General features: G+C 70.8%; 35 protein-coding genes. 29 read left to right on the top strand and 6 right to left on the bottom strand.

Going from position 1 to position 24518, the window contains the following annotated elements:
- The 18 genes from ABD299_RS13010 to truA all read left to right on the top strand — a co-directional run bounded on the left by ABD299_RS13010 (window position 1) and on the right by truA (window position 11184).
- The gene (locus ABD299_RS13010) at window positions 1–186 is read left to right on the top strand and encodes a type Z 30S ribosomal protein S14 (protein ID WP_344261746.1); all 186 of its coding nucleotides are present in this window, start codon (window positions 1–3) and stop codon (window positions 184–186) included.
- A 213-nt stretch (window positions 187–399) separates the two neighbouring features.
- The gene (gene rpsH, locus ABD299_RS13005) at window positions 400–798 is read left to right on the top strand and encodes a 30S ribosomal protein S8 (protein ID WP_344261745.1); all 399 of its coding nucleotides are present in this window, start codon (window positions 400–402) and stop codon (window positions 796–798) included.
- Window positions 799–821: 23 nt separating this feature from the next.
- Complete coding sequence (rplF, locus tag ABD299_RS13000; RefSeq protein WP_344261744.1) at window positions 822–1361, top strand: 50S ribosomal protein L6; 540 nt, start codon at window positions 822–824, stop codon at window positions 1359–1361.
- A 3-nt stretch (window positions 1362–1364) separates the two neighbouring features.
- The gene (gene rplR, locus ABD299_RS12995; protein ID WP_344261742.1) at window positions 1365–1748 is read left to right on the top strand and encodes a 50S ribosomal protein L18; all 384 of its coding nucleotides are present in this window, start codon (window positions 1365–1367) and stop codon (window positions 1746–1748) included.
- A gap of 46 nt (window positions 1749–1794) precedes the next feature.
- Window positions 1795–2394: a 30S ribosomal protein S5 gene (rpsE, locus tag ABD299_RS12990; RefSeq protein ID WP_344261740.1), complete on the top strand. Its 600-nt coding sequence runs from the start codon at window positions 1795–1797 to the stop codon at window positions 2392–2394.
- Complete coding sequence (gene rpmD / locus ABD299_RS12985) at window positions 2394–2576, top strand: 50S ribosomal protein L30 (RefSeq protein ID WP_344261738.1); 183 nt, start codon at window positions 2394–2396, stop codon at window positions 2574–2576. Before rpsE ends, rpmD begins: the two co-directional genes overlap by 1 nt.
- 1 nt (window position 2577) lies before the next feature.
- Entirely contained in the window at window positions 2578–3033 is a 456-nt protein-coding gene (gene rplO / locus ABD299_RS12980; protein ID WP_344261736.1) for a 50S ribosomal protein L15, read from the top strand.
- A gap of 198 nt (window positions 3034–3231) precedes the next feature.
- A complete protein-coding gene (gene secY / locus ABD299_RS12975) occupies window positions 3232–4545 on the top strand; it encodes a preprotein translocase subunit SecY (RefSeq protein WP_344261734.1) in 1314 nt (437 codons plus the stop codon).
- On the top strand, window positions 4545–5201 hold the full coding sequence (locus ABD299_RS12970) for an adenylate kinase (protein WP_344261732.1): 657 nt from the start codon (window positions 4545–4547) through the stop codon (window positions 5199–5201). The genes secY and ABD299_RS12970 overlap by 1 nt, the downstream gene beginning before the upstream one ends.
- 116 nt (window positions 5202–5317) lie before the next feature.
- Window positions 5318–6154 (top strand): type I methionyl aminopeptidase, encoded by an 837-nt coding sequence (map, locus tag ABD299_RS12965; RefSeq protein WP_344261730.1) that lies wholly within the window; start codon window positions 5318–5320, stop codon window positions 6152–6154.
- A gap of 149 nt (window positions 6155–6303) precedes the next feature.
- A complete protein-coding gene (gene infA, locus ABD299_RS12960; RefSeq protein ID WP_003948620.1) occupies window positions 6304–6525 on the top strand; it encodes a translation initiation factor IF-1 in 222 nt (73 codons plus the stop codon).
- A gap of 26 nt (window positions 6526–6551) precedes the next feature.
- Complete coding sequence (rpmJ, locus tag ABD299_RS12955) at window positions 6552–6665, top strand: 50S ribosomal protein L36 (protein WP_003956441.1); 114 nt, start codon at window positions 6552–6554, stop codon at window positions 6663–6665.
- A gap of 203 nt (window positions 6666–6868) precedes the next feature.
- The gene (gene rpsM, locus ABD299_RS12950; RefSeq protein ID WP_344261727.1) at window positions 6869–7249 is read left to right on the top strand and encodes a 30S ribosomal protein S13; all 381 of its coding nucleotides are present in this window, start codon (window positions 6869–6871) and stop codon (window positions 7247–7249) included.
- A 65-nt stretch (window positions 7250–7314) separates the two neighbouring features.
- Window positions 7315–7719 (top strand): 30S ribosomal protein S11, encoded by a 405-nt coding sequence (gene rpsK, locus ABD299_RS12945; RefSeq protein WP_004571845.1) that lies wholly within the window; start codon window positions 7315–7317, stop codon window positions 7717–7719.
- A gap of 27 nt (window positions 7720–7746) precedes the next feature.
- On the top strand, window positions 7747–8373 hold the full coding sequence (gene rpsD, locus ABD299_RS12940) for a 30S ribosomal protein S4 (RefSeq protein ID WP_344261725.1): 627 nt from the start codon (window positions 7747–7749) through the stop codon (window positions 8371–8373).
- 134 nt (window positions 8374–8507) lie between these two features.
- The gene (locus ABD299_RS12935) at window positions 8508–9530 is read left to right on the top strand and encodes a DNA-directed RNA polymerase subunit alpha (RefSeq protein WP_344261723.1); all 1023 of its coding nucleotides are present in this window, start codon (window positions 8508–8510) and stop codon (window positions 9528–9530) included.
- A 147-nt stretch (window positions 9531–9677) separates the two neighbouring features.
- Complete coding sequence (gene rplQ / locus ABD299_RS12930; RefSeq protein WP_344261721.1) at window positions 9678–10223, top strand: 50S ribosomal protein L17; 546 nt, start codon at window positions 9678–9680, stop codon at window positions 10221–10223.
- 97 nt (window positions 10224–10320) lie between these two features.
- Complete coding sequence (gene truA, locus ABD299_RS12925) at window positions 10321–11184, top strand: tRNA pseudouridine(38-40) synthase TruA (RefSeq protein ID WP_344261719.1); 864 nt, start codon at window positions 10321–10323, stop codon at window positions 11182–11184.
- Between the two features lie 29 nt (window positions 11185–11213).
- Here truA and ABD299_RS12920 read toward each other — a convergent pair whose 3' ends face one another.
- Complete coding sequence (locus ABD299_RS12920) at window positions 11214–12083, bottom strand: hypothetical protein (RefSeq protein WP_344261717.1); 870 nt, start codon at window positions 12081–12083, stop codon at window positions 11214–11216.
- 87 nt (window positions 12084–12170) lie between these two features.
- Entirely contained in the window at window positions 12171–12509 is a 339-nt protein-coding gene (locus ABD299_RS12915; protein ID WP_344261715.1) for a hypothetical protein, read from the bottom strand.
- 184 nt (window positions 12510–12693) lie between these two features.
- Here ABD299_RS12915 and ABD299_RS12910 point away from each other — a divergent pair, with 184 nt between their 5' ends.
- Together ABD299_RS12910 and ABD299_RS12905 are read left to right on the top strand one after the other, a co-directional pair.
- A complete protein-coding gene (locus tag ABD299_RS12910; RefSeq protein ID WP_344261713.1) occupies window positions 12694–13551 on the top strand; it encodes a helix-turn-helix domain-containing protein in 858 nt (285 codons plus the stop codon).
- 16 nt (window positions 13552–13567) lie between these two features.
- Window positions 13568–13765, top strand: a complete 198-nt coding sequence (locus ABD299_RS12905; RefSeq protein ID WP_344261711.1) for a DUF397 domain-containing protein — start codon at window positions 13568–13570, stop codon at window positions 13763–13765.
- Between the two features lie 80 nt (window positions 13766–13845).
- Here ABD299_RS12905 and ABD299_RS12900 read toward each other — a convergent pair whose 3' ends face one another.
- On the bottom strand, window positions 13846–14856 hold the full coding sequence (locus tag ABD299_RS12900; RefSeq protein ID WP_344261709.1) for a helix-turn-helix transcriptional regulator: 1011 nt from the start codon (window positions 14854–14856) through the stop codon (window positions 13846–13848).
- Window positions 14857–15011: 155 nt separating this feature from the next.
- On the opposite strand from ABD299_RS12900, the gene ABD299_RS12895 reads away from it, so the two are divergent.
- Window positions 15012–15434, top strand: coding sequence for a VOC family protein (locus ABD299_RS12895; protein ID WP_344261707.1), 423 nt, complete (start codon window positions 15012–15014; stop codon window positions 15432–15434).
- Window positions 15435–15518: 84 nt separating this feature from the next.
- Here the strand turns inward: ABD299_RS12895 and ABD299_RS12890 are convergent, their stop codons facing one another.
- Entirely contained in the window at window positions 15519–16394 is an 876-nt protein-coding gene (locus ABD299_RS12890; protein ID WP_344261705.1) for an isocitrate lyase/PEP mutase family protein, read from the bottom strand.
- A 79-nt stretch (window positions 16395–16473) separates the two neighbouring features.
- Window positions 16474–16677 (bottom strand): DUF3099 domain-containing protein, encoded by a 204-nt coding sequence (locus tag ABD299_RS12885; protein WP_344261703.1) that lies wholly within the window; start codon window positions 16675–16677, stop codon window positions 16474–16476.
- A 92-nt stretch (window positions 16678–16769) separates the two neighbouring features.
- Between ABD299_RS12885 and ABD299_RS12880 the strand changes: the two genes are divergently transcribed.
- The 5 genes from ABD299_RS12880 (at window position 16770) to glmM (ending at window position 21836) form a co-directional block, all read left to right on the top strand.
- Window positions 16770–17342, top strand: coding sequence for a hypothetical protein (locus tag ABD299_RS12880; protein WP_344261701.1), 573 nt, complete (start codon window positions 16770–16772; stop codon window positions 17340–17342).
- Window positions 17343–17404: 62 nt separating this feature from the next.
- Entirely contained in the window at window positions 17405–19024 is a 1620-nt protein-coding gene (locus tag ABD299_RS12875; protein WP_344261699.1) for an ABC-F family ATP-binding cassette domain-containing protein, read from the top strand.
- 246 nt (window positions 19025–19270) lie between these two features.
- Complete coding sequence (rplM, locus tag ABD299_RS12870; protein WP_344261697.1) at window positions 19271–19714, top strand: 50S ribosomal protein L13; 444 nt, start codon at window positions 19271–19273, stop codon at window positions 19712–19714.
- Between the two features lie 41 nt (window positions 19715–19755).
- Entirely contained in the window at window positions 19756–20277 is a 522-nt protein-coding gene (rpsI, locus tag ABD299_RS12865; RefSeq protein ID WP_344261695.1) for a 30S ribosomal protein S9, read from the top strand.
- A gap of 170 nt (window positions 20278–20447) precedes the next feature.
- Window positions 20448–21836, top strand: coding sequence for a phosphoglucosamine mutase (gene glmM / locus ABD299_RS12860; RefSeq protein WP_344261693.1), 1389 nt, complete (start codon window positions 20448–20450; stop codon window positions 21834–21836).
- A 43-nt stretch (window positions 21837–21879) separates the two neighbouring features.
- Here glmM and coaA read toward each other — a convergent pair whose 3' ends face one another.
- Window positions 21880–22851: a type I pantothenate kinase gene (gene coaA, locus ABD299_RS12855; RefSeq protein ID WP_344261921.1), complete on the bottom strand. Its 972-nt coding sequence runs from the start codon at window positions 22849–22851 to the stop codon at window positions 21880–21882.
- A 131-nt stretch (window positions 22852–22982) separates the two neighbouring features.
- Between coaA and ABD299_RS12850 the strand changes: the two genes are divergently transcribed.
- From ABD299_RS12850 to ABD299_RS12840, 3 genes are all read left to right on the top strand, one after another.
- On the top strand, window positions 22983–23714 hold the full coding sequence (locus ABD299_RS12850) for a glucosamine--fructose-6-phosphate aminotransferase (RefSeq protein WP_344261691.1): 732 nt from the start codon (window positions 22983–22985) through the stop codon (window positions 23712–23714).
- Window positions 23711–24079: a holo-ACP synthase gene (locus ABD299_RS12845; protein WP_344261689.1), complete on the top strand. Its 369-nt coding sequence runs from the start codon at window positions 23711–23713 to the stop codon at window positions 24077–24079. The genes ABD299_RS12850 and ABD299_RS12845 overlap by 4 nt, the downstream gene beginning before the upstream one ends.
- 105 nt (window positions 24080–24184) lie before the next feature.
- Window positions 24185–24518, top strand: a 334-nt coding sequence (locus tag ABD299_RS12840) for an NAD(P)H-hydrate epimerase (RefSeq protein ID WP_344261687.1), incomplete at its 3' end; no start/stop codon positions are given.

The raw sequence follows: 24518 nt of genomic DNA, 5'->3' as shown, positions 1-24518 counted from the left end.
GTGGCGAAGAAGGCTCTGATTGCCAAGGCCAACCGCAAGCCCAAGTTCGCGGTGCGTGCCTACACGCGCTGCCAGCGCTGCGGCCGGCCGCACTCCGTCTACCGCAAGTTCGGCCTGTGCCGTGTGTGCCTCCGCCAGATGGCGCACCGCGGCGAGCTGCCGGGCGTGACCAAGAGCTCCTGGTAATCCCGTCACCCACGGGACCAGCCAGGACTCTCGGTAAGCAGATGGACGGCGGGCCCCGCTCCCCGCGCTCACTGAGCGCGGCGGAGGGGGCGTCCGCCGCCCATGACCGTCTTACTACGCCGTAGGTCCCCGCACCGCACCCGTCCCGGCACCCGCCGGGGAGAGGGACGGAGCACACAGGAAACCCCGGCGAGAGAGGCCGAAGGCCATCACATGACCATGACCGATCCGATCGCAGACATGCTGACGCGTCTGCGAAACGCAAACTCGGCGTACCACGACTCCGTCGTGATGCCGCACAGCAAGATCAAGTCGCACATCGCGGAGATCCTCCAGCAGGAGGGCTACATCACCGGATGGCGGACCGAGGACGCCCCGGTGGGCAAGAACCTCGTCCTGGAGCTGAAGTTCGGCCCCAACCGCGAGCGCTCGATCGCCGGCATCAAGCGGATCTCGAAGCCGGGCCTGCGGGTCTACGCCAAGTCCACTGCCCTGCCGCGCGTGCTCGGCGGCCTCGGGGTGGCGATCATCTCCACCTCGCACGGTCTCCTCACCGACAAGCAGGCAAACAAGAAGGGTGTGGGCGGGGAAGTCCTCGCCTACGTCTGGTAGCACGGGAACGGAGGAGAAAAGCAATGTCGCGAATCGGCAAGCTCCCCATCCAGGTTCCCGCCGGTGTGGACGTCACCATCGATGGCCGGACGGTCGCCGTGAAGGGCCCCAAGGGTTCCCTCTCGCACACCGTCGCCGCGCCCATCGAGGTCGCCAAGGGTGAGGACGGTTCCATCGTCGTCGCCCGCCCGAACGACGAGCGTCAGAACAAGGCCCTGCACGGCCTGTCCCGCACGCTGGTGGCGAACATGATCACTGGCGTGACCCAGGGATACAGCAAGAACCTCGAGATCAGCGGCGTCGGCTACCGCGTCCAGGCCAAGGGCTCCAACCTGGAGTTCTCGCTGGGCTACAGCCACCCGATCGTCGTGGAGGCCCCCGAGGGGATCTCCTTCAAGGTCGAGTCCCCGACCAAGCTGAGTGTCGAGGGCATCGACAAGCAGAAGGTCGGCGAGGTCGCCGCGAACATCCGCAAGCTGCGCAAGCCCGACCCCTACAAGGCCAAGGGCGTGAAGTACGCGGGCGAAGTCATCCGCCGCAAGGTCGGAAAGGCTGGTAAGTAAGCCATGGCATACGGTGTCAAGATTGCCAAGGGCGACGCCCGGAAGCGTGCCGCGACCAAGCGCCGCCACATCCGTATCCGCAAGCGGATCTCGGGTACCGCCGAGCGGCCCAGGCTGGTCGTCACGCGGTCCAACCGCCACGTGGTGGCGCAGATCATCGACGATGTGCAGGGCCACACGCTGGCCTCCGCCTCGTCGCTGGACGCGTCCGTCCGGGGCTCCGAGGGCGACAAGAGCGCCCAGGCCAAGCAGGTCGGCGCCCTGGTCGCCGAGCGGGCGAGGGCCGCGGGCATCGAGGCTGTCGTGTTCGACCGCGGGGGCAACAGGTACGCCGGGCGCATCGCTGCGCTGGCCGACGCCGCCCGTGAGGCCGGGCTCAAGTTCTGAGCCGGTTCCGTTTGCCGACGGACGAAAGACGAGAGAGGTAATTCCAATGGCTGGACCCCAGCGCCGCGGTGGCGGCGCCGGTGGCGAGCGGCGGGACCGGAAGGGCCGGGACGGCGGCGCTGCTGCCGAGAAGACCGCGTACGTCGAGCGCGTTGTCGCGATCAACCGCGTCGCCAAGGTTGTGAAGGGTGGTCGTCGCTTCAGCTTCACCGCGCTGGTCGTGGTGGGCGACGGTGACGGCACCGTGGGTGTCGGTTACGGGAAGGCCAAGGAGGTGCCGGCCGCCATCGCCAAGGGTGTGGAGGAGGCCAAGAAGCACTTCTTCAAGGTCCCCCGGATCCAGGGCACCATCCCGCACCCGATCCAGGGCGAGAAGGCCGCGGGCGTCGTGCTGCTCAAGCCGGCATCGCCCGGTACCGGTGTGATCGCCGGTGGCCCGGTGCGTGCCGTCCTGGAGTGCGCCGGTATCCACGACGTGCTGAGCAAGTCGCTCGGCTCGTCCAACCCCATCAACATCGTGCACGCCACGGTGGCCGCTCTGCGGGGCCTGCAGCGCCCCGAGGAGATCGCGGCCCGTCGTGGTCTGCCGCTGGAGGACGTGGCTCCCGCCGCTCTGCTGCGGGCGCGTGCCGGGGTGAGTGCGTAATGGCTCGCCTGAAGATCACGCAGACCAAGTCCTACATCGGCAGCAAGCAGAACCACCGGGACACGCTGCGCTCGCTCGGGCTGAAGCGTGTCAACGATGTGGTCGTCAAGGATGACCGCCCCGAGATCCGCGGCATGGCGCAGACCGTGCGGCACCTCGTGACGGTCGAGGAGGTCGACTGAGATGGCGGAGGACAAGCCGCTGAAGGTCCACAACCTCCGGCCGGCCCCCGGCGCCAAGACCGCCAAGACCCGTGTCGGTCGTGGTGAGGCGTCCAAGGGCAAGACCGCAGGTCGTGGCACCAAGGGCACGAAGGCCCGGTACCAGGTCAAGGCAGGCTTCGAGGGCGGGCAGCTGCCGCTGCACATGCGGCTGCCCAAGCTCAAGGGCTTCAAGAACCCCGCCCACAAGCAGTTCCAGGTGGTGAACCTGGACCGGCTGGCCTCGCTCTACCCCGAGGGCGGTGAGGTCACGGTCGCCGACCTGGTGGCCAAGGGCGCCGTGCGCAAGAACGAGCTCGTCAAGGTGCTCGGCGGCGGAGAGATCTCGGTGGCGCTGCAGGTGACGGTGGACTCCGTCTCCGGCTCCGCCAAGGAGAAGATCACCGCGGCCGGCGGCACCGTCACCGAGCTGCTCTGAGCCGGAAGGTGCGTGAATGACCGGGGATGCCTGTCTCAGGCGTCCCCGGTCAGTCGTTCCGGCCTGACGCAGTCGCCGGTAAGGTGGCCTGCGTTGTTGACATCCATGGCCTACGGCTGTGGGCTATAGACGCTTCGTATCCGTTGAACTTCCAGACCGTCACCTCTCGCGCTTGACGCGGGGGCCGCAGGAGGAACCGTGCTCACCGCGTTCGCCCGGGCGTTCCAGACACCCGACCTGCGCAAGAAGCTGCTCTTCACACTCGGCATCGTCGTGCTCTTCCGGTTCGGAGCGCACGTCCCGACGCCCGGGGTCAGCTATCAGAACGTCCAGTACTGCGCGGACCGGATCCAGGAACAGGGTGGGGCGGGCCTGTTCGGCCTGGTCAACATGTTCAGTGGCGGCGCACTGCTGCAGCTGACGATCTTCGCACTGGGGATCATGCCGTACATCACGGCGAGCATCATCCTTCAGCTGCTGGTGGTGGTGATCCCGCGGCTGGAGGCCCTCAAGAAGGAGGGCCAGTCCGGCCAGGCGAAGATCACACAGTACACCCGATACCTGACCGTCGCGCTCGCCGTTCTGCAGGCCACCGGTCTGGTGGCCACCGCCCGGGGCGGCACACTCTTCGCCGGCTGTGACCGGGACATCATTCCGGACAGCTCGATCTTCACCACCGTCGTCATGATCATCACGCTGACCTCCGCCACCGCGCTGATCATGTGGCTGGGTGAGCTGATCACCGACCGCGGCATCGGCAACGGCATGTCGATGCTGATGTTCGTCTCCATCGCCGCCGGTTTCCCGGGCGCCCTGTGGCAGATCAAGACCCAGGGCAGCCTGGCCGACGGGTGGATCGAGTTCGGTGTGGTCGTTGCCTGTGGTCTGGCGATGGTCGGCCTGGTGGTCTTCGTCGAGCTGGCCCAGCGCCGCATCCCGGTGCAGTACGCCAAGCGGATGATCGGGCGGCGCTCCTACGGGGGCACCTCGACCTACATCCCGCTCAAGGTGAACCAGGCGGGTGTGATTCCCGTCATCTTCGCTTCCTCGCTGCTGTACATCCCCGCGCTGATGGTTCAGTTCGCGGATGCCCAGGGCGGATGGGCCGACTGGGTCCAGCGGAACCTGATCCAGATGGACAGCCCGGTCTATATCGTCAGCTACTTCCTGCTGATCGTCTTCTTCGCCTTCTTCTACGTCTCCATCACATTCAACCCCGAAGACGTCGCCGAGAACATGAAGAAGTATGGTGGGTTCATCCCCGGCGTCCGGGCCGGCCGTCCCACCGTCGAATACCTCAGCTATGTGCTGAACCGCATCACCTGGCCGGGCGCCATCTACCTGGGTCTCATCGCCCTGGTGCCGACTGTCGCTCTGATCATGTTCAATGCGCAAGGAGAGTTCCCGTTCGGCGGCACCTCGATCCTCATCATCGTCGGTGTTGGTCTGGAAACGGTGCGGCAGATTGAGAGCCAGCTCCACCAGCGAAATTACGAAGGGTTCCTCCGCTGATGCGTATCCTCCTCGTCGGCCCCCCTGGTGCGGGCAAGGGCACACAAGCTGCCCTGCTCGCCGAGAACCTCACCATTCCGCACATCTCGACCGGCGACCTCTTCCGGGCGAACATCAGCGACGGCACCGAGCTCGGCCGCAAGGCGCAGGAGTACATGCGCGAGGGCAAGCTCGTCCCCGATGAGATCACCATCGGGATGGCCGCGGACCGGATGGCCCAGGACGACGCGGGGAAGGGCTTCCTGCTCGACGGCTTTCCCCGCAACCTCGGCCAGGCCGAGGCGCTGGACGCGCTGCTGCGGGAGTCCGGGCAGAAGCTGGACGCGGTTCTCAACCTGGAGGCCCCCGAGGAGGAGGTCGTCAAGCGCATCGCCGGGCGCCGGATGTGCCGCAAGGACAGCAGCCACATCTTCCACGCCGAGTTCCACCGGCCCGAGACCGAGGGTGTCTGCGACATCTGCGGCGGCGAGCTGTACCAGCGCGAGGACGACGCGGAGGACACGGTCCGCAAGCGGCTTGAGGTCTACCGCGAGGAGACCGAGCCGATCATCGACCACTACCGCGAGCAGGGCCTGGTGGTGACCATCGAGGCGCTGGGCGCCGTTCCGGAGGTCACCCGGCGGGCCCTGGACGCCCTGCCGGAGCGTGGCCGCTGACCGGCGGCCCCCGCACGGTGACGTGACGGCCGTGGTGTCCCCCGGGACGCCACGGCCGTAGTCTTGAGTGGTCCCGCCCGGCCGGAGCCACGCAGCGAAGCGGAGAAGGAACCCTGATGGTGGAGATCAAGACCCCCGAGCAGATCGCGAAGATGCGGGCAGCCGGCCTCGTCGTGGCGGAGATGCACCGCGCCTGCGCGGCGGCCGCGGTGCCCGGGGCGACCACCAAGGACCTCGACGACATCGCCGCCAAGGTGCTCGCCGACCACGGTGCCAAGCCGAACTTCCTCGGGTACGGAGGCTTCCCCGGCAACATCTGCACCTCGGTGAACGATGTCGTGGTGCACGGCATCCCCGACCGGGACACCGTGCTGAAGTCCGGTGACATCATCTCCATCGACGCCGGCGCGATCGTCGACGGATGGCACGGGGACGCGGCGCTGACCGTCTTCGTGGGGGAGGGGCACGCGCCCGAGCTGCACGAGCTGAGCCGGGTGACCGAGGAGTCGCTGTGGGCCGGCATCGCGGCCATGCGCAAGGGCGGCCGGCTGGTGGACATCTCCCGGGCCATCGAGACCTACCTGCGGCGGCAGCGCCGGGCCGGCGGCGGCCGGTACGGGATCGTCGAGGACTATGGGGGCCACGGCATCGGCAGCCAGATGCACATGGACCCGCACCTGCTGAACTACGTCGAGCGGCGGCGGGGCAAGGGCCCGAAGCTGGTGCCCGGCATGTGCCTGGCGATCGAACCGATGGTCTCGCTGGGCGCGCCGACCACGCACGTGCTGTCCGACGACTGGACGGTCAAGACCGACGACGGCTCCTGGGCGGCGCACTGGGAGCACTCGGTGGCGCTCACCGAGGAGGGGCCGCTGGTGCTGACCGCTGTGGACGGCGGCCGGGCCAGGCTGGCGGAGCTGGGCGTGACGGCCGCCCCCGACCCGCTGGCCTGACCTTCCCCGCTTAACGATCTTGAATCCCGGGGAGGCTACCCGGATTCGTCTTTTCCGATGGGGTGCCGTAAACTGGATCGTCGGTCCCTGGTGCGTGTGTGTACCAGGGCTGTCCAGGTAGCCGATCCCGGAAGGTGAAGCGCTCAAGCATGGCCAAAAAACAAGGGGCCATCGAGATCGAGGGCACCGTCGTCGAGTCTCTCCCGAACGCGATGTTCAAGGTGGAGCTCCAGAACGGGCACCAGGTCCTCGCGCACATCAGCGGCAAGATGCGGATGCACTACATCCGCATTCTTCCCGACGACCGGGTCGTGGTGGAGCTGTCTCCCTACGACCTGACCCGCGGGCGGATCGTCTACCGCTACAAGTAGATCGAGACCCGGAGAACCTCACACCCATGAAGGTCAAGCCGAGCGTCAAGAAGATCTGCGACAAGTGCAAGGTGATCCGCCGTCACGGCCGGGTCATGGTCATCTGCGACAACCTGCGCCACAAGCAGCGCCAGGGCTGACGCACGCCGGCCGCCTCGCACCGAAGCAGCCTCTTCGCGCGACGTACGCGAAAGAACATCACACGCGCAGCAACCCGACCCCTCGTGCACCGCGCGCGGGGACGACACCCCCGGTCGGAGGCCGGGGACCCGGCTCGTAACACTCAAGAGTCTTACGGGAACGGTGCTGCGGAAGACCTCCGAACAGATACCAGGAGCCATGCATGGCACGCGTCGTAGGCGTTGATCTCCCGCGCGACAAGCGCGTCGAGGTCGCCCTCACCTACGTCTTCGGCATCGGTCGAACCCTTGCCCAGCAGACCCTCAGCACCACCGGGGTGAACCCCGACACCCGCGTCCGCGACCTTTCCGAGGAAGACCTCGTCAAGATCCGCGAGTACGTCGAGAACAACATCAAGACCGAGGGCGACCTCCGCCGTGAGGTCCAGGCCGACATCCGCCGCAAGGTCGAGATCGGCGCCTACGAAGGTCTGCGCCACCGCCGGGGCCTGCCGGTCCGCGGCCAGCGCACGAAGACCAACGCGCGCACCCGCAAGGGCCCGCGTCGCGCGATCGCCGGCAAGAAGAAGCCGGGCAAGAAGTAGTCCGCACCGGACGCTGACAAGCGGTCCCGAGCTGCTGGACCGACCACCTCCACAGGAGTACACATATGCCTCCCAAGGGCCGTACCGCGGGCGCCAAGAAGGTGCGCCGCAAGGAAAAGAAGAACGTTGCCCACGGGCACGCTCACATCAAGAGCACGTTCAACAACACCATCGTCTCGATCACCGACCCGACCGGGAACGTGATCTCCTGGGCCTCGGCCGGTCACGTCGGCTTCAAGGGCTCGCGCAAGTCCACTCCCTTCGCCGCGCAGATGGCCGCCGAGAGCGCCGCCCGCCGCGCGCAGGAGCACGGCATGCGCAAGGTGGACGTCTTCGTGAAGGGCCCCGGCTCCGGCCGGGAGACCGCGATCCGCTCGCTCCAGGCCACCGGCCTTGAGGTGGGCTCGATCCAGGACGTCACCCCGACCCCGCACAACGGATGCCGCCCGCCCAAGCGTCGCCGCGTCTGATCCAGCCGAAGTAGGAGACAAGAAACAATGGCGCGTTACACCGGGGCCGACTGCAAGCGTTGCCGTCGGGAGAAGCAGAAGCTCTTCCTCAAGGGGAGCAAGTGCGAGAGCGCGAAGTGCCCGATCGAGATCCGTCCTTACCCCCCGGGTGAGCACGGTCGCGGGCGCACCAAGGACAGCGAGTACCTGCTGCAGAAGCGCGAGAAGCAGAAGTGCGCGCGCGTCTACGGCGTCCTGGAGAAGCAGTTCCGCGGGTACTACAACGAGGCCAACCGCCAGCAGGGCAAGACCGGCGAGAACCTGCTGCGGATCCTCGAGTCCCGCCTCGACAACGTGGTCTACCGGGCCGGCTTCGCCAAGTCCCGCGACCACGCCCGTCAGCTCGTCCGTCACGGCCACATCACCGTGAACGGCCGCAAGACGGACATCCCCTCGGCGCGGGTCGTCCCGAACGACATCGTCGAGGTCCGCGAGTCCTCCCGCACCCTGACCCCCTTCCAGGTGGCCATGGCGGAGGCCGGCGACAAGACCGTTCCCGCGTGGCTGGAGGCCATCCCCTCCAAGCTGCGGATTCTGGTCCACTCCCTGCCCGAGCGCCAGGTGATCGACACCCAGGTGCAGGAGCAGCTGATCGTCGAGCTCTACTCCAAGTAAGCGAGCGGAGCCCGGCGGAAACGGGTGGAGCCGCGCGGCCCGGCGTGGCCCCGCGGCTCCACCCGTACCCTTGACACAACACGTTGTCTGGCTCGGCATCAAATAGCGGGTGCCGAAGACTGGAGTCATTCCCCATGCTGATCGCTCAGCGTCCGTCACTGACCGAAGAGGTCGTCGACGAGTTCCGCTCCCGGTTCGTCATCGAGCCCCTGGAGCCGGGCTTCGGCTACACCCTCGGCAACAGCCTGCGCCGCACCCTGCTGTCCTCGATCCCCGGTGCCGCCGTCACCAGCATCCGGATCGACGGCGTCCTGCACGAGTTCACCACCGTGCCGGGCGTCAAGCAGGACGTCACCGACCTCATCCTGAACATCAAGCAGCTGGTCGTCTCCTCCGAGCACGACGAGCCGGTCGTGATGTACCTGCGCAAGCAGGGCCCCGGGCTGGTCACCGCCGCCGACATCGCCCCGCCGGCCGGTGTCGAGGTGCACAACCCCGACCTGGTGCTCGCCACCCTGAACAGCAAGGGCAAGCTGGAGATGGAGCTGACCGTCGAGCGCGGTCGCGGCTACGTCTCCGCGGTGCAGAACAAGGCCGCCGGCCAGGAGATCGGCCGGATCCCGGTCGACTCGATCTACAGCCCGGTGCTCAAGGTCACCTACAAGGTCGAGGCGACCCGAGTCGAGCAGCGCACCGACTTCGACAAGCTGATCGTCGACGTCGAGACCAAGGAGTCGATGCGTCCCCGTGACGCCATGGCCTCCGCCGGCAAGACCCTGGTCGAGCTGTTCGGCCTGGCCCGCGAGCTGAACGTCGACGCCGAGGGCATCGACATGGGCCCGTCCCCGACGGACGCCGCGCTCGCCGCCGACCTGGCGCTGCCGATCGAGGAGCTGGAGCTGACCGTCCGCTCCTACAACTGCCTCAAGCGCGAGGGCATCCACTCGGTGGGCGAGCTCGTCGCCCGCTCCGAGGCGGACCTGCTCGACATCCGCAACTTCGGTGCGAAGTCGATCGACGAGGTCAAGGCGAAGCTGGCCGGCATGGGCCTGGCCCTCAAGGACAGCCCGCCCGGATTCGACCCGACGACCGCCGCCGACGCGTTCGGCGCGGACGACGAGGGCGACGCGGGCTTCGCGGAGACCGAGCAGTACTGACCGGCCGCCGCCGGCTCCCCGCGAGGGGGTCCGGCGGCCCGCAGACCCCCCGGGCCGCGGCCCGGGACACACCCGCCGGGCGCCTGCCCGGCGGGCCCTGACACCGGTACCTGATACGGCCGGTGCAGAGATACGAGGAGAAACACGATGCCCAAGCCCACCAAGGGGACCCGGCTCGGCGGCAGCGCCTCCCACCAGCGGCTGATGCTGGCCAACCTGGCCACCTCGCTGTTCGAGCACGGGCGCATCACCACCACCGAGGCCAAGGCCCGCCGGCTGCGTCCGGTGGCCGAGCGTCTGATCACCAAGGCGAAGAAGGGCGACCTGCACAACCGTCGCCAGGTGATGCAGACCATCCGCGACAAGAGTGTCGTCCACACCCTGTTCACGGAGATCGGCCCGCAGTTCGCCAACCGCCCCGGCGGCTACACCCGCATCACCAAGATCGGTCCCCGTCGCGGCGACAACGCCCCGATGGCGGTCATCGAGCTGGTCGAGGCGCTGACCGTGCAGCAGGAGGCCGTCGGCGAGGCCGAGGCAGCCACCGCGCGCGCGGTCAAGGAGCAGGACACCGCCAAGGCCGACCTGGCCAAGGACGAGCCGAAGGCCGACGCCGAGGCGACCGAGGCCGAGGCCAAGGCCGAGGAGAGCGCCGACGCCGAGGACAAGGGCGAGGACAAGAAGGACGCCTGAACGATCGGGTGATCCGGCCCCGACGGGGGCCCGCTTCCGGCAGGGAGCGGGCCCCCGTCGGCGTCCGTGGCAGGCGGGTTCTGAGAGGATCAGCGGTGTGAGCGACGAGGTGGAGCCCGGGTTCGTCCGGGTGCGGCTGGACCTGGCCTACGACGGCGCCGGCTTCTCCGGATGGGCCCGCCAGAACGGCCGCCGGACCGTGCAGCAGGAGGTGGAGGACGCCCTGCGCGTCGTCACCCGCGCCGAGCGCCCCTGGGAGCTGACGGTGGCCGGCCGCACCGACGCCGGGGTGCACGCGCGCGGCCAGGTCGCCCACGTGGACCTGCCCGCGGGGGTCTGGGAGAAGGCTGAGGACCGGCTGCACCGCAGGCTCACCGGCAGGCTCCCGCAGGACATCAGGGTCTGGCGGGTCGGCCGGGCCCCGGAGCACTTCAACGCCCGTTTCTCCGCCGTCTGGCGGCGCTACGTCTACCGGGTCAGCGACCATCCCGGCGGCGTGGACCCGCTGCGCCGGGGGCACGTGCTGTGGCACAACTGGCCGCTCGACGTGGACGCCATGAACCTGGCCGCCGAACGCCTGCTGGGCGAGCACGACTTCGCCGCCTACTGCAAGAAGCGCGAGGGCGCCACCACCATCCGGACGCTGCGCGCCCTGCACTGGGAGCGGCGGCCGGACGGCATCCTGGCCGCCACCGTCCAAGCTGATGCCTTCTGCCACAACATGGTGCGTTCGCTGGTCGGCGCGATGCTCTTCGTGGGCGACGGCCACCGCCCGCCCGCCTGGCCCGGCGAGGTCCTGGCGGCAGGCGTCCGGGACTCCGCGGTCCACGTCGTGCGCCCGCACGGCCTCACCCTGGAGGAGGTCGGCTACCCGGCGGACTCCCTGCTGGCCGCCCGCAACCAGCAGTCCCGCACCAGACGCACCCTGCCCGCCGCGCCCGACACCCCGGGCTGCTGCTGACCGGCCGTGCGGGGTGAACGGCGCGTGGCTCAGCCGTTCCTGCGCCGCTCCTCCACCAGCGCGCTGGCCGATGCCGACGCCTGGGTCTCGCCGCGCTGGATGATGCGGTGGAAGGCGTGGTCGTTGCCGTCCCGGGCGGCCTGCAGGGCACGGGACTCCTCGCCGCTGTCCGGACTGCCGTCGGCGTTGCCCGCGATGGTGAAGTACGCGTACCGGCCGACGTAGTTGGAGGTCGTCCGGCAGCCGCCCCGCCCACAGAACTGCGGCGTCTCCCCGGCGATCAGCGGAGCCAGATGCGGCGCCGCCGCCTCCTTTGCGGCCCGCGCGTCCTCCTCGCCGGCGAACTGCGCGACACCGACGGTGACCACGACGCCGTCGGCGACGTAGGTGGCCCGCAGCAGCGTGCCGCAGCCGTGCTCGGTCAGCACGGAGGCCAGCGAACCCGCTGCGGCCTCGGCGCAGTTGTCGGTGCCGGAGGCGGCGGTGCGGGTGTACGTGCGGCCGTCGACCGTCATGGTGTCACCGGCGTAGAACGTCTCGGCCTCGAACGGGGCGATGTCCTTGTCGGCGTCGGTGACGAACTCCCGCGGCTTGGGCAGCGGGGGCAGGCTCGTCTCCTCGAACGACGGCTCGGGCTGCGGAGTGTCCGAAGGCGCGCTCTTGTCGTCCGGCAGCGAGGCCGACGGCTCGTCGGTCGCCTCCGCTCCGCCGCCGTTGCCTTGCTGGACGATGGCGAGAGCCACCACGGTGCCGATGGCGGCGGCGGCCAGCGCGGCGCCGCCCACGATCATCCACCGCTTGCGGCGCCTGCCCGCCTCGGCCTCGGCGGCCAGCGCGTCCCAGTCCGGCGTCTGCGACCCGCCGGGACCCCACGCGGGTCCCCCCTGCCCGAAACTCATGCGCCGAGTTTAGTCCCGCGGCGTCCCACGGCACCGTGGCGGGTTCCGCTCCGCGTCCCCGGACAGCAGCCGGCGGTGTCGGCCGGCTCAGTCCGGGCCGGGCTCGGGCGGCACCCACACCAGGTAGGCGCGAGAGCCGGAACGTGCGGCCAGTACTTCGGCGGCACGCCGGGGCGAGTTGACGATCATGTGGGAGCGCCCGTCCCAGCGGGTGACGTGAGCCGTTCCGTCCTCGTGAGCCAGGCCCCATGCGGCCACACAGGCGTCGAGGTCGCCGTCGACGGTGGCGAATTCCTCCACCACGGCGAACAGTTGTGGCGCGGTATCGAGAACCAGTTCGCACACCTCCTCGTCGAAACCCTCCGGTCGGGTGGCAGGCGCCCCTGCGGGGCCGGGGTCGGGGTTTCGCGGGAATACGGTGGTCATGGAGATCTCCTGAGGCGGGGCGGGTTGCTCGTTGAGAGGGGACGTCGGCGGCCGACGGGCACTGTCCGATGATGCAGACCGTAGGCGTGCCACTAGAATGCAGTCCACTGATTGAGTGTGTTGCGACACACTTTCATTCGTGAGGGTGGAGGCGTGCACGTGCGTTTCATGCGTGAGGAGACCGATGACTGCCCGGCCCAAACCCCCGCCGACCATTCGGCAGCGTCGGCTGGGAGCCGAGCTACGGAGGCTCAGGGAGCGCGCAGAGCTGAGCGCTACCCAGGCAGGTGAGTTGCTGGGTGTCTCGCAATCACGGGTCAGCAACATCGAGTCGGGAGGCTATGCAGTCAGCGCCGACAGAGTGCGAACCATGGCTCGAACGTATGGCTGTGCAGACCAGCCGTTCGTCGACGCGTTGGCAGGCATGACAGGCGGGCGGACGCGGGGTTGGTGGGACGAGTACCGCGAGATCCTGCCCCGCGGCTCGCTCGATCTGGCGGAGGTCGAGCATCATGCCGAGGCCATCCGGCTCGGAACCGTCATCCACATGCCGGGGCTGCTCCAGACGGCTGCCCACGCACGTGCTCTGATGAGCCACATCGTCCCGGCCCTCCCGCCCCACGAGGTGGAGCACCGGGTTTCTCACCGGCTCAAGCGCCAAGCGATTCTCTACGCTGACACACCGACCCCCGTCACCGCGATCGTTCATGAAGCCGCACTGCACATGGGTTTCGGCGGTGCGGAGGTGGCCAAGGCTCAACTGGAGCATCTGCTCGACATGAGCGAACTCCCTCACATCCACCTCGTTGTGGTGCCTTTCGGGACCTCTACGTTCCCCAGTTCGGGCCAGGGCATCATCTATTACGAGGGGGAGGTGCCGAGGCTGGACACTGTCCAGATCGATACCGACCATGGGCCGAGCTTTCTGGATACCGAGCCGCATCTCCTCAAGTACCGCCAGATCGTGGATCGGATGGAGGCCTGCGCTGTGGAGCCATCGGCCGCCAGAGAAGTGATCCACAAGGTTGCACGCAGTTTCTGAATCCCGGAGGTCTTCCATGCCCGTATCTCGTTGGCAGAAGTCGTCGTTCAGCAGTGAGGCGGGGAACTGCCTGAACATCGCAGCAGGCGCCGGAGGCCGGGTCCGGCTGCGGGAGAGTGACGACCCGGAGGTGATACTCAGCGCCTCCGGTGCCGCGCTGGCCGCTCTGCTCCATGGGATCAAGTCCGGTGCCCTGGACGGTGTAAGGGGGTAGCGGGGTGTGCGGGCGGCTGGGTGCGGTGGCGTCGGGGGCAGGCGCAGCAGCAGGCTCAGCACACCGGCTGACGCCCGGCATCAGGCCGGGGGGAAGGGGGCCTGGACGGTCTCCGGTCCTGTGGTGCGGGCGGCGTGGGCACATCGGGCGGCGAGGTCCCCGAATGCGGTGACCAGCTGGGGTGGGCCGATGACTTCGATATCGGTGTCGAAGCGTCCGATGGCGGCGGCGAGTCCGGTCCATGACCAGGAGCCGAGGACGAGCCGGCAGTGGCGCGGGCCGAGTTCCTCGACGATGCCGTCCTGGGCGAAGGGTGCGACGTCGGCGGCCGGGAGGTGGAGGATGACTTCGCCTCGGCAGGGCCAGTCGGTGGTGGTGCCGTCGTTGCCGCGGAACCGGCTGGTGATGAAGGCGGAGACGTCACCGCCGGGGAGTTCACGAGGGGTGAAGCGGGGGCCGGTGGGTGTGCGGGGCCGGATGCGGTCGACGCGGAAGGTACGCCAGTCCTCGCGATGGAGGTCCCAGGCCACGAGGTACCAGTGGTGACGCCAGGTGACCAGGTGGTGGGGTTGTACCCGGCAGGGGTGGTCGGCTGAGGTGCCGGAGCTCGGGGCGTAGTCGAAGCGCAGTTCCTCGCGGGCATGGATGACGCGGCTCAGCTCCATCAGGACCTGAGTGTCGGCCCGGAGGGTGTCATGAGCCGCGGGCGGGGGGACGGCGGTGGTGCGCAGCAGGTCGATGCGGTGGCGCAGGCGGGGTGGCATGACCTGGCGGAGGGTGGCCAGGGCGCGGGTAGCGTCTTCGGCGACGGCGGTGCCGGCGGCCGCGGTCTGCAGCGCGACGGCCAGGGCGACGGCCTGGCCGTCGTCGAACAGCAGGGGTGGCAGGACAGCGCCGGCCTCCAGCCGGTAACCGCCGGCCGGTCCTTTGACGGTGGTGATCGGGTAGCCCAGTTCGCGCAGACGGTCCATGTCGCGGCGCACGGTGCGCGAGGTGATGCCGAGACGTTCGGCGAGATCCTCGCCCGACCAGCCCCGGTGCGTCTGGAGCAGGGAAAGCAGTGCGAGCAGCCGTGAGGACGTTTTCTGCATGACACCCGCTCCCCAGCAGTACAGGACACAACCTGTCCTCTTGCCCTGCCATCGTGGCATACGAGCCGTCCGGGAGGCATCCCTCCCGGTCACGGCCGCCGCCGCTGGATCCTGCACGGCCCGCGGCGTATTCCACATGGAGCAAGGAGCAGGTCATGCCTTTCACGACCACCACTCACCTGAACTTCCGGGGCGCCGCACGTGAGGCGCTGGACTTCTATCAGTCCGTCTTCGGCGGCCGTACTGACGCGGTCACCTACAAGGACGCGGGCGCCGTCCGGAACGAGGCCGAGGCGGACTGGGTGATGTGGGGCGAGGTGGCCGGTGACAACGGCTTCCACGTCATGGCCTACGACGTGCCCTCGCAGCTGCCCTGGAACCAGGGCGAGAACCCGTTCTTCGTCTCCGTGCGCGGCGACGACGCCGAGGAGATCAGCGCTGTGTGGGGCAAGCTCGCCGAGGGCTCGGTCATCGTGCGTCCGCTGGAGCCCGCGCAGTGGGCACCGCTGTACGGCATGCTCACCGACCGCTTCGGCGTCACCTGGGTCCTGGACGTCACCGCTCCGTACCACGGCTGAACCAGCCCGGCCGGCCTGACATGCCTGCGCCGTCCGGGCCGCCGTCCGGCCGCCCCGGCCGTCAGGTGGTTCCCCCGGCAGCACCTACGGGGTGGCCCGGCCGGGGGCCAGGAGGGGGTCCATGCTGATGCCGTCGGCGAGGGCGTCGCAGGTTCCGGTGGTCAGGAGTTCGCGGGCGGCGCGGTGCGCCAGGCCGTACGCGGCGGCGGCGAGCGAGCCGCCGACCGAGACGCGGGCCGCGCCCGCCGCCGCCAGGTCGGCGACCGGCGGGGAGCCGGGGCCTGCCAGGACGTTGAGCGGGGCGTCGATGCCCTCCGCCAGCGCGGCCACCACCGGCAGGTCGGTGACTCCGGGGACGAAGATGCCGTCCGCGCCCGCCTCGCGGTAGGCGCGGGCCCGCTCCAGGGTCCGGGCGAGCCGGGTCTCCGGCTCGCCCACCTCGAAGAGGTAGGTGTCCAGGCGGGCGTTGAGGAAGAGCGGGATGCCCTCGGCGTCGGCCGCCCGCCGCGCGGCCGCCAGGCGTGCCGCCTGCTCGGCGACGGGGCGCAGCGGGGCCGGGCCGCCCTGGCGGGCGTCCTCCAGGTTCACCCCGACGGCACCCGCCGCGAGGACCAGGCGGACGGTCTCGCCGACCCCGGCCGGGTCCTGTGCGTAGCCGCCCTCGATGTCCGCCGTCACGGGCACGTCCACCGTGGCGGTGATCCGGGAGATCAGCTCCAGGGTCTGGTGGCGGTCCAGCTGCTCGCCGTCGGCCGCGCCCATGCTCCAGGAGGCGCCGGAACTGGATGTCGCCACGGCGTGCGCACCGGCGTGCTCGACGAGCAGCGCGCTGGCCGCGTCCCAGGCGTTGGGCAGCACCAGAGGCGTACCGGGGGTGTGCAGGGCGCGGAACCGTTCCGCGCGGGCGGTCTGCTGTACGGAGGCGGAGGAGGTGGCCGGACCGGCCGGAGTGTTTCCCATGCGGCGATTCCATCAGCGGTCACCGACACCGTCCGGCGGAATCCGGACATCGTCGTGCGTCCGGCCGCCCGCCGAGGGCTCAGGGGGTCTCGTCCCACCAGCGGTCGTCGGGTTCGCGGCGGTTGGCGACGATGGCGGCGAACGGGGGGATTGCCGCCGCGACCACGCACATGGCGATGGCCAGCGGGACCGACCACAGGCGCACCCAGACCCAGGCGCTGACGAACAGCGTGATGCTGATGGTCATCAGCGTGAAGTACCGCCGTCGCCGTCGCGCGTACATGTGTCCAGCGTACGGGCCGCACGTCCTTCGTCCGGGGGACGCGTCGGCGCGCGTCGCACACCGCGGGCGCGGGGGCATGGAGGCTGCCGGACGTGAGACGAACGCTCTTCTCCCGCCGGGTGACGGCCGCCGCCGCGGCCACGATGGCGGCGGCGGTGGCACTGGGATCGGCCGGGTGCGTGTCCGCCGGAACGCAGACGGTGGCCCCGGGGCAACAGCCGGCGGCGGATCCCGAGGTGCCCGCCGGGGAGAACGGGCCCGGCTCCGGCGGGGACGGGCGGGCACGGGAGGACGCGGGGGCCGAGGGAGCGGCCGGGGGAGTGGTGGGCGAGCCGGCCGGGCCGGTGGAGCCCGGTGGCGACGCGTCCGGTGCCGGTGGCCCCGCGGCGCCGGCCCCGGTGCGCCCGCCGGTTCCGGGCGAAGGGCTGACGCCGGCGAGGACGCCCGGGGCGGACCCCGGCGCCGCCGGGGAGGCGGGCAGCGCCGGGACGGCCGGACAGCAGGGGCGCGGGGGGAGCGCGGTGCCCGGCGCGGACGCGGCGGACGTGCTCGGAGAGCTGAGGGGCACGGGCTCCCCGGAGGCGCGGGCGCTGTGCGACATGGGGGAGGCGACGAGGATGGATCCCGCCACCGTGGCGATGTGCCGGGAGCTGTGGGGCGGGTAGGCGGCTTCCCGGGGCGGAAAAGGGTTTGGGCCCGGCCCGGCGAGGGGTCCACACTGCGGGGCATGGGTCATGTGGAGGTCGCGCACCTGGAGTACCTGCTGCCCGACGGGCGCGTCCTGCTCGACGACGTGTCGTTCCGGGTCGGCGAGGGCGCGGCGGTGGCGCTGGTCGGTGCGAACGGCGCAGGGAAGACGACGCTGGTGCGGCTGATCTCCGGCGAGCTGACGCCGCACGGCGGCACGGTGACGGTCAGCGGCGGCCTGGGCGTCATGCCGCAGTTCGTCGGCAGCGTCCGGGACGAGCGGACGGTGCGGGACCTGCTGGTGTCGGTGGCCGCGCCCCGCGTCCGCAAGGCCGCGCTGGCGGTGGACGCCGCCGAGCTGGCGATCATGGAGCGGGACGACGAGGCCGCGCAGATGGAGTACGCCCAGGCGCTGTCGGACTGGGCGGAGGCGCGCGGCTACGAGGCCGAGACGCTGTGGGACATGTGCACCATGGCCGCGCTCGGCGTGCCGTACGAGAAGGCGCAGTGGCGTCAGGTGCGCACGCTGTCCGGCGGGGAGCAGAAGCGGCTGGTGCTGGAGTCGCTGCTGCGCGGCACGGACGAGGTGCTGCTGCTGGACGAGCCGGACAACTACCTGGACGTCCCCGGCAAGCGCTGGCTGGAGGAACAGCTCCGGGAGACCCGCAAGACGGTGCTGTTCATCTCGCATGACCGGGAGCTGCTGGCCCGCTCCGCCGAGAAGATCGTCAGCGTGGAGCCGGGCCCGGCCGGGTCCGACGTGTGGGTGCACGGCGGGGGCTTCGGCACGTACCACGCGGCGCGCGAGAAGCGCTTCGAGCGGTTCGAGGAGCTGCGGCGCCGCTGGGACGAGAAGCGCGCGCAGCTGAAGAAGCTGGTCGTGGACCTGCGGCAGTACGCCATGCGCAGCGACGAGATGGCCTCCCGGTACCGGGCCGCGCAGACCCGGCTGCGGAAGTTCGAGGAGGCCGGTCCGCCGCAGGAGCCCCCGCGCCGGCAGAACATCACGATGCGGCTGCACGGCGGCCGGACCGGGGTACGGGCCCTCACCTGCCGGCGCCTGGAGCTGACCGGGCTGATGAAGCCGTTCGACCTGGAGGTCTTCTACGGGGAGCGGGTGGCGGTGCTCGGCTCCAACGGCTCGGGGAAGTCGCACTTCCTGCGGCTGCTGGCGGGCGAGGACGTGGCGCACACCGGCGAGTGGAAGCTGGGCGCCCGCGTGGTGCCCGGGCACTTCGCGCAGACGCACGCGCACCCCGGGCTGGTGGGCCGGGCGCTGCTGGACATCCTGTGGACCGAGCACGCCCGGGCGCGCGGGCCGGCCACCTCGGCGCTGCGCCGCTACGAACTGGACCGGCAGGGTGAGCAGCGGTTCGACCGGCTCTCCGGGGGCCAGCAGGCGAGGTTCCAGATCCTGCTGCTGGAGCTGGCCGGTACCACGGCGCTGCTGCTGGACGAGCCGACGGACAACCTGGACCTGGAGAGCGCCGAGGCGCTGCAGGCCGGGCTGGAGCGGTACGAGGGCACGGTGCTGGCGGTGACCCACGACCGCTGGTTCGCCCGTTCCTTCGACCGTTTCCTGGTGTTCGGCGCGGACGGCGTGGTCCGTGAGACGTCCGAACCGGTCTGGGACGAGGCGCGGGTGGCCCGCTCCCGGTGACCCGTGAAGGGGAGGAGCCGGGGCGGGGCCGTGGCGCGTTTTGACCCGTACGGGGGGCGGACGGTACGGTGACTGGTCGATATGCGTATTGGCTTGCTCGTTCTCACGTGAGGGGCCTTACGCAGGTCCACCAGGAGATTGCCAGCGGTCGGCACCCGGTTTGCGTCACCGGCGTGCGGCCTTGTCTGCGCTGATCGCCGGGTGGCCTTGTCAGGAACCATTCACTGAAAAGCGAAGGCTACGACCGTGCGTACGTACAGCCCCAAGCCCGGAGACGTCCAGCGTCAGTGGCATGTCATCGACGCTGCCGACGTCGTCCTGGGCCGCCTGGCCTCCCAGGCCGCCACCCTTCTGCGGGGCAAGCACAAGCCGGTGTACGCGCCGCACGTTGACATGGGTGACTTCGTCATCATCGTCAACGCCGACAAGGTGCACCTCTCCGGCAACAAGCGGACCCAGAAGCTGGCCTACCGCCACTCCGGCTACCCGGGTGGTCTGCGGTCCATCCGCTACGACGAGCTGCTGGAGAAGAACCCGGAGAAGGCCGTCGAGAAGGCCGTCAAGGGCATGCTTCCCAAGAACACCCTGGGCCGCCAGATGCTCTCGAAGCTGAAGGTCTACGCGGGCCCCGAGCACCCGCACGCTGCCCAGCAGCCGGTCCCGTTCGAGATCACCCAGGTCGCGCAGTAGTCCCGGCCACCCCCTAAGAAGAAAAGAATCTGAGGAGCATCGTGGCCGAGACCACCAACCCTGAGACCCCCGAGGCCGAGGCCGAGGTGGAGGTCGAGTACCAGGAGTACACCTCCGAGAGCGCCCCCGAGGACTTCGCCGCCGAGGAGACGCTGACCGCCCAGTTCGGCGAGCCGCAGCCGGCCGCCGGCACCGGCCGCCGCAAGAACGCCATCGCCCGGGTGCGCATCGTGCCGGGCAGCGGCCAGTGGCGGATCAACGGCCGTACCCTGGAGGGCTACTTCCCCAACAAGGTGCACCAGCAGGAAGTCAACGAGCCGTTCAAGGTGCTCGAGCTGGAAGAGCGCTACGACGTCATCGCCCGCATCGCCGGCGGCGGCGTTTCCGGCCAGGCCGGCGCGCTGCGCCTGGGCGTGGCCCGTGCGCTGAACGAGGCGGACGTGGACAACAACCGCGGCCCGCTGAAGAAGGCCGGCTTCCTGACCCGCGACGCGCGTGCCGTGGAGCGGAAGAAGGCCGGTCTGAAGAAGGCTCGCAAGGGTACGCAGTACAGCAAGCGCTGACGCGCCTCGGCTGTTGTGCGGACGCCCCGGTGGCACGGATGTGCTGCTGGGGCGTTCCCCTTTTTGTACGGAAATGCGCAGTATGGTGACATGCGCTGAAGATCATATTGCGCGTTAAGGGCCGGTGGCGCGGGACGGGGTCGGCCCCGCGGAAGTGCGGAGGAACACCTGTGGGACGACTCTTCGGGACGGACGGCGTACGAGGCGTCGCCAACGCGGATCTCACCGCCGAGCTGGCGCTCGGCCTGTCGGTGGCGGCGGCCCAGGTGCTCGCCCCGGCGCGCACGCCCACGACCGGCGGCAGTCCGGTGGCGGGCGAGGGTGAGCACCGCCCGGTCGCGGTGGTCGGCCGCGACCCGCGTGCGTCCGGGGAGTTCCTGGAGGCCGCGGTGGTGGCCGGGCTGGCCAGTGCCGGCGTTGACGTCCTGCGGGTCGGTGTGCTCCCGACCCCGGCCGTGGCCTATCTGACCGGCGCGCTCGGCGCCGGCTTCGGGGTGATGCTCTCCGCCAGCCACAACCCGATGCCCGACAACGGCATCAAGTTCTTCGCCCGCGGCGGGCACAAGCTCGCCGACGAGCTGGAGGACCGTATCGAGGCGCTGTACCGCGATCACGCCGCGGGGCAGCCCTGGGAGCGGCCGGTCGGGGCCGGCGTCGGACGGGTCACCGAGTACGGCGAGGGCTTCGACAACTACGTGTCCCACCTGGTGGGAGTGCTCCCGAACCGGCTGGACGGGCTCAAGGTGGTACTCGACGGCGCGCACGGCGCCGCCTCCCGGGTCGCTCCCGAGGCGTTCGCCCGCGCCGGAGCGGAGGTCATCTCCCTGCACACCGAGCCCGACGGCTACAACATCAACGACGGCTGCGGCTCGACCCACCTGGACGGCCTGCGCGCCGCCGTCGTCGAGCACGGCGCGGACCTGGGCGTGGCCGTGGACGGCGACGCCGACCGCTGCCTGGCCGCCGACGCGGCGGGCAACGAGGTCGACGGCGACCAGATCCTGGCCGTCCTGGCCCTGGCGCTGCGGGACGCGGGGAAGCTCCGCGAGGACACCGTCGTCGCCACCGTGATGTCGAACCTCGGCTTCAGCCTCGCCATGGAGCGCGAGGACGTGCGGCTGCTGCGCACCGCGGTCGGCGACCGCTACGTGCTGGAGGAGATGAAGCGCGGCGGCTACGCGCTGGGCGGCGAGCAGTCCGGGCACGTCATCGTGCTGGACCACGCCACCACCGGCGACGGCACGCTCACCGGCCTGATGCTGGCCGCCCGCGTCGCCGCGACCGGACGCCCGCTGGCAGACCTGGCCGCGGTGATGGAGCGGCTGCCGCAGGTGCTGATCAACGTGCGGGACGTGGACAAGAACCGGGTCGCCCGGTCGGAGGAGCTCGCCGGGGCGGTCCTGGAGGCCGAGCGGCGGCTGGGCCAGACCGGCAGGGTCCTGCTGCGCCCCTCCGGCACCGAGCCGCTGGTCCGGGTGATGGTCGAGGCCGCGGACGAGGAGGAGGCCCGCTCGGTGGCCGCCGGGCTGGCCGACGCCGTGAAGTCCGCCCTGGGCTGAGCGGGCACTCCGGGCGCGGACGGCCCGCGCCCGGAGTGCCCGCTCAGAGCTTGCGCAGCGACAGCCGCTGCACGGTGTGGTCGGGGCCCTTGCGCAGGACGAGCGTGGCCCGGCCCCGGGTGGGCGCGACGTTCTCCTCCAGATTGGGCCGGTTGATCGTGCGCCAGATGTTCCGCGCGTAGTCCAGCGCCTCCTCCTCGGAGACCTCGGTGTACCGCCGGAAGTAGGAGAACGGGTTCTGGAACGCCGTCTCGCGCAGCCGTCGGAACCGGTCCAGGTACCACGCCTCGATGTCGGAGGTGCGGGCGTCGACGTAGACCGAGAAGTCGAAGTAGTCGGCGACGGCGACCCGGGTGCGGCCGTCCTTGCCCGGCAGGGCCGGCTGGAGCACGTTCAGCCCCTCGACGATCAGGATGTCCGGGCTCCGCACCACCAGGTGCTCGTCCGGCACGATGTCGTAGATCAGGTGCGAGTAGACCGGGGCGGTGACCTCCGGCTTTCCGGCCTTGATGTCGGCGACGAAGCGGGTCAGCGCGCGGCGGTCGTAGGACTCGGGGAACCCCTTGCGGTTCATCAGGCCCCGTCGGCTCAGCTCGGCGTTGGGCAGCAGGAAGCCGTCGGTGGTGACGAGTTCCACCCGCGGGTGCTCCGGCCAGCGGGCGAGCAGTGCGCGGAGCAGCCGGGACACCGTGGACTTGCCCACCGCGACGCTGCCGGCCACCCCGATCACGAACGGCGTGCCGTGGCCCGCTCGGTGACCCGCCTCGCCGAGGAAGGTGTTCAGGGCTCCGCGCAGACCGTGTGTCGCGCCCACGTACAGGTTCAGCAGCCGCGACAGCGGAAGGTACACCTCCCGCACCTCTGTCAGGTCGATCACGTCGCCCAGGCCGCGCAGCCGCTCCACCTCCCGGGCCGTCAGCGGCATCGGTGTGCGCTCGCGCAGCGCGCTCCATTCGGCGCGCGAGAGGTCGACGTAGGGGCTGGCCTGGCCGCTCGCCACCGGGGGCGGCGGCATCGGCGGGCGGGAGGGCGCGGGGGAGGACGCCGGCGGGGGTGAGGGTGAGGGAGCCACGGGGCCATTGTCCGCGCGGCGGCGCGCACTCTCCTGGCGGGGGCCCGGCGGCCGTGCGGCGCTACGCTGCCCGCATGTGCGGCATCGTCGGTTACGTGGGGGCGCAATCCGCCCTGGAGATGGTCCTGGCCGGGCTGCGGCGGCTGCCGCACCCGGACTGCGGCTCGGCGGGGGTGGCGGTGCTCGCCGACGGAGGGCTGGCGACGGCCCGCGCGGCGGGCACGCCGGACGACCTGGCGGAAGCGCTCGACCGGCGCCCACTGCCCACCGGCACCACCGCTCTGGGCCACCTGCGCCGGGACGGACGCGGAGCGCCCGCGGACCGCGACGCGCTCCCCCGGCTGGATGACGCGGGACGGGTGGCCGTGGTGCGGGACGGCGCCATCGACGGCTGGGAGAACCCGCGGGAAGAACCGGCGGGCAGTGGTCACCCGCTCGCCGCCGGGACCGACACCGAGGACGCCGCCCGCCTGCTGGCCCAGGAGTTCTCCTCCGGCGCCGGGCCGGACGAGGCGATGCACCGGGTCTGCGGGCCGCTGACCGGCCGCTACGTGCTGGCCGCCGTGCACGCCGAGGACCCCGACACCCTGGTCGCGGCCTGCCGGGGGCTGCCGCTGACCGTCGGGCGGGGCGACGGCGAGGCGTTCCTGGCCTCCCGCCCGGCGGCCCTGGGCCCCGAGGCGCTCGACGTCACGGAGGTGCTGCCGCCGCCGGACGGCGGAGCCCGGGTGGTCGTGCTGCGCCGGGAGGACGACGAGGTGCGGGTGGAGATCACCGACGTGGCCGGGACCGTGGTGGAGCGATGATCATCGGGGTGGGGATCGACGTGGCGGAGATCGACCGCTTCGCCCGGTCGCTGGAACGCACTCCGCAGCTCGCGCGGCGGCTGTTCACGGACGCCGAGCTGTGGCTGCCCGGCGGGGAACGCCGCGGAGTCGCCTCGCTCGCGGCCCGCTTCGCGGCGAAGGAGGCGCTGGCCAAGGCGCTGGGCGCGCCCGGCGGGCTGCGCTGGACGGACGCCGAGGTGTGCGTGCAGGACTCGGGACGGCCGTACCTGGTGGTGCGCGGCACGGTCGCGGCCGCGGCGGCCGAAGCGGGGGTGCGCAGCTGGCATCTGTCGCTCAGCCACGACGCCGGCGTCGCCTCGGCGGTGGTCGTGGCCGAGGGCTGACACCGCGGCACCGGCACCCGCGACCGGGCCCCGGAGCGCCGACGTGCTCGCGGAACGCGGGCCCGGTGCACGGGTGGCGGGCGGCCGGGCGGGCAGACTGGGGGGATGCGTGATGCGTTCCGGGTGGAGACGGTACGGGCGGCCGAACAGGCGCTGATGGCACGGCTGCCGGAAGGAACCCTGATGCGGCGGGTCGCCGCCGGGCTGGCGGCCGGCTCGGCGCAGTTGCTGGGCCGCGTCTACGGCGCCCGGGTGGCGCTGCTGACCGGCAGCGGCGACAACGGCGGCGACGCGCTGTACGCGGGAGCCCTGCTGGCGCGCAGGGGAGCGGCTGTCACCGCCGTGCTGCTGAACCCCGACCGCGCCCACCCCGGCGGGCTGGCCGCGCTGCGCACCGCCGGCGGCCCGGTGCTGCCGGCCGGCGCCGACGGCCCGGACG

It is taken from the genome of Streptomyces sodiiphilus, assembly GCF_039529215.1.
Taxonomy (GTDB): Bacteria; Actinomycetota; Actinomycetes; order Streptomycetales; family Streptomycetaceae; genus Streptomyces; species Streptomyces sodiiphilus.
The sequence above is the reverse complement of the archived record's forward strand: the minus strand, read 5'-3'. Positions and strand labels throughout refer to the sequence as shown.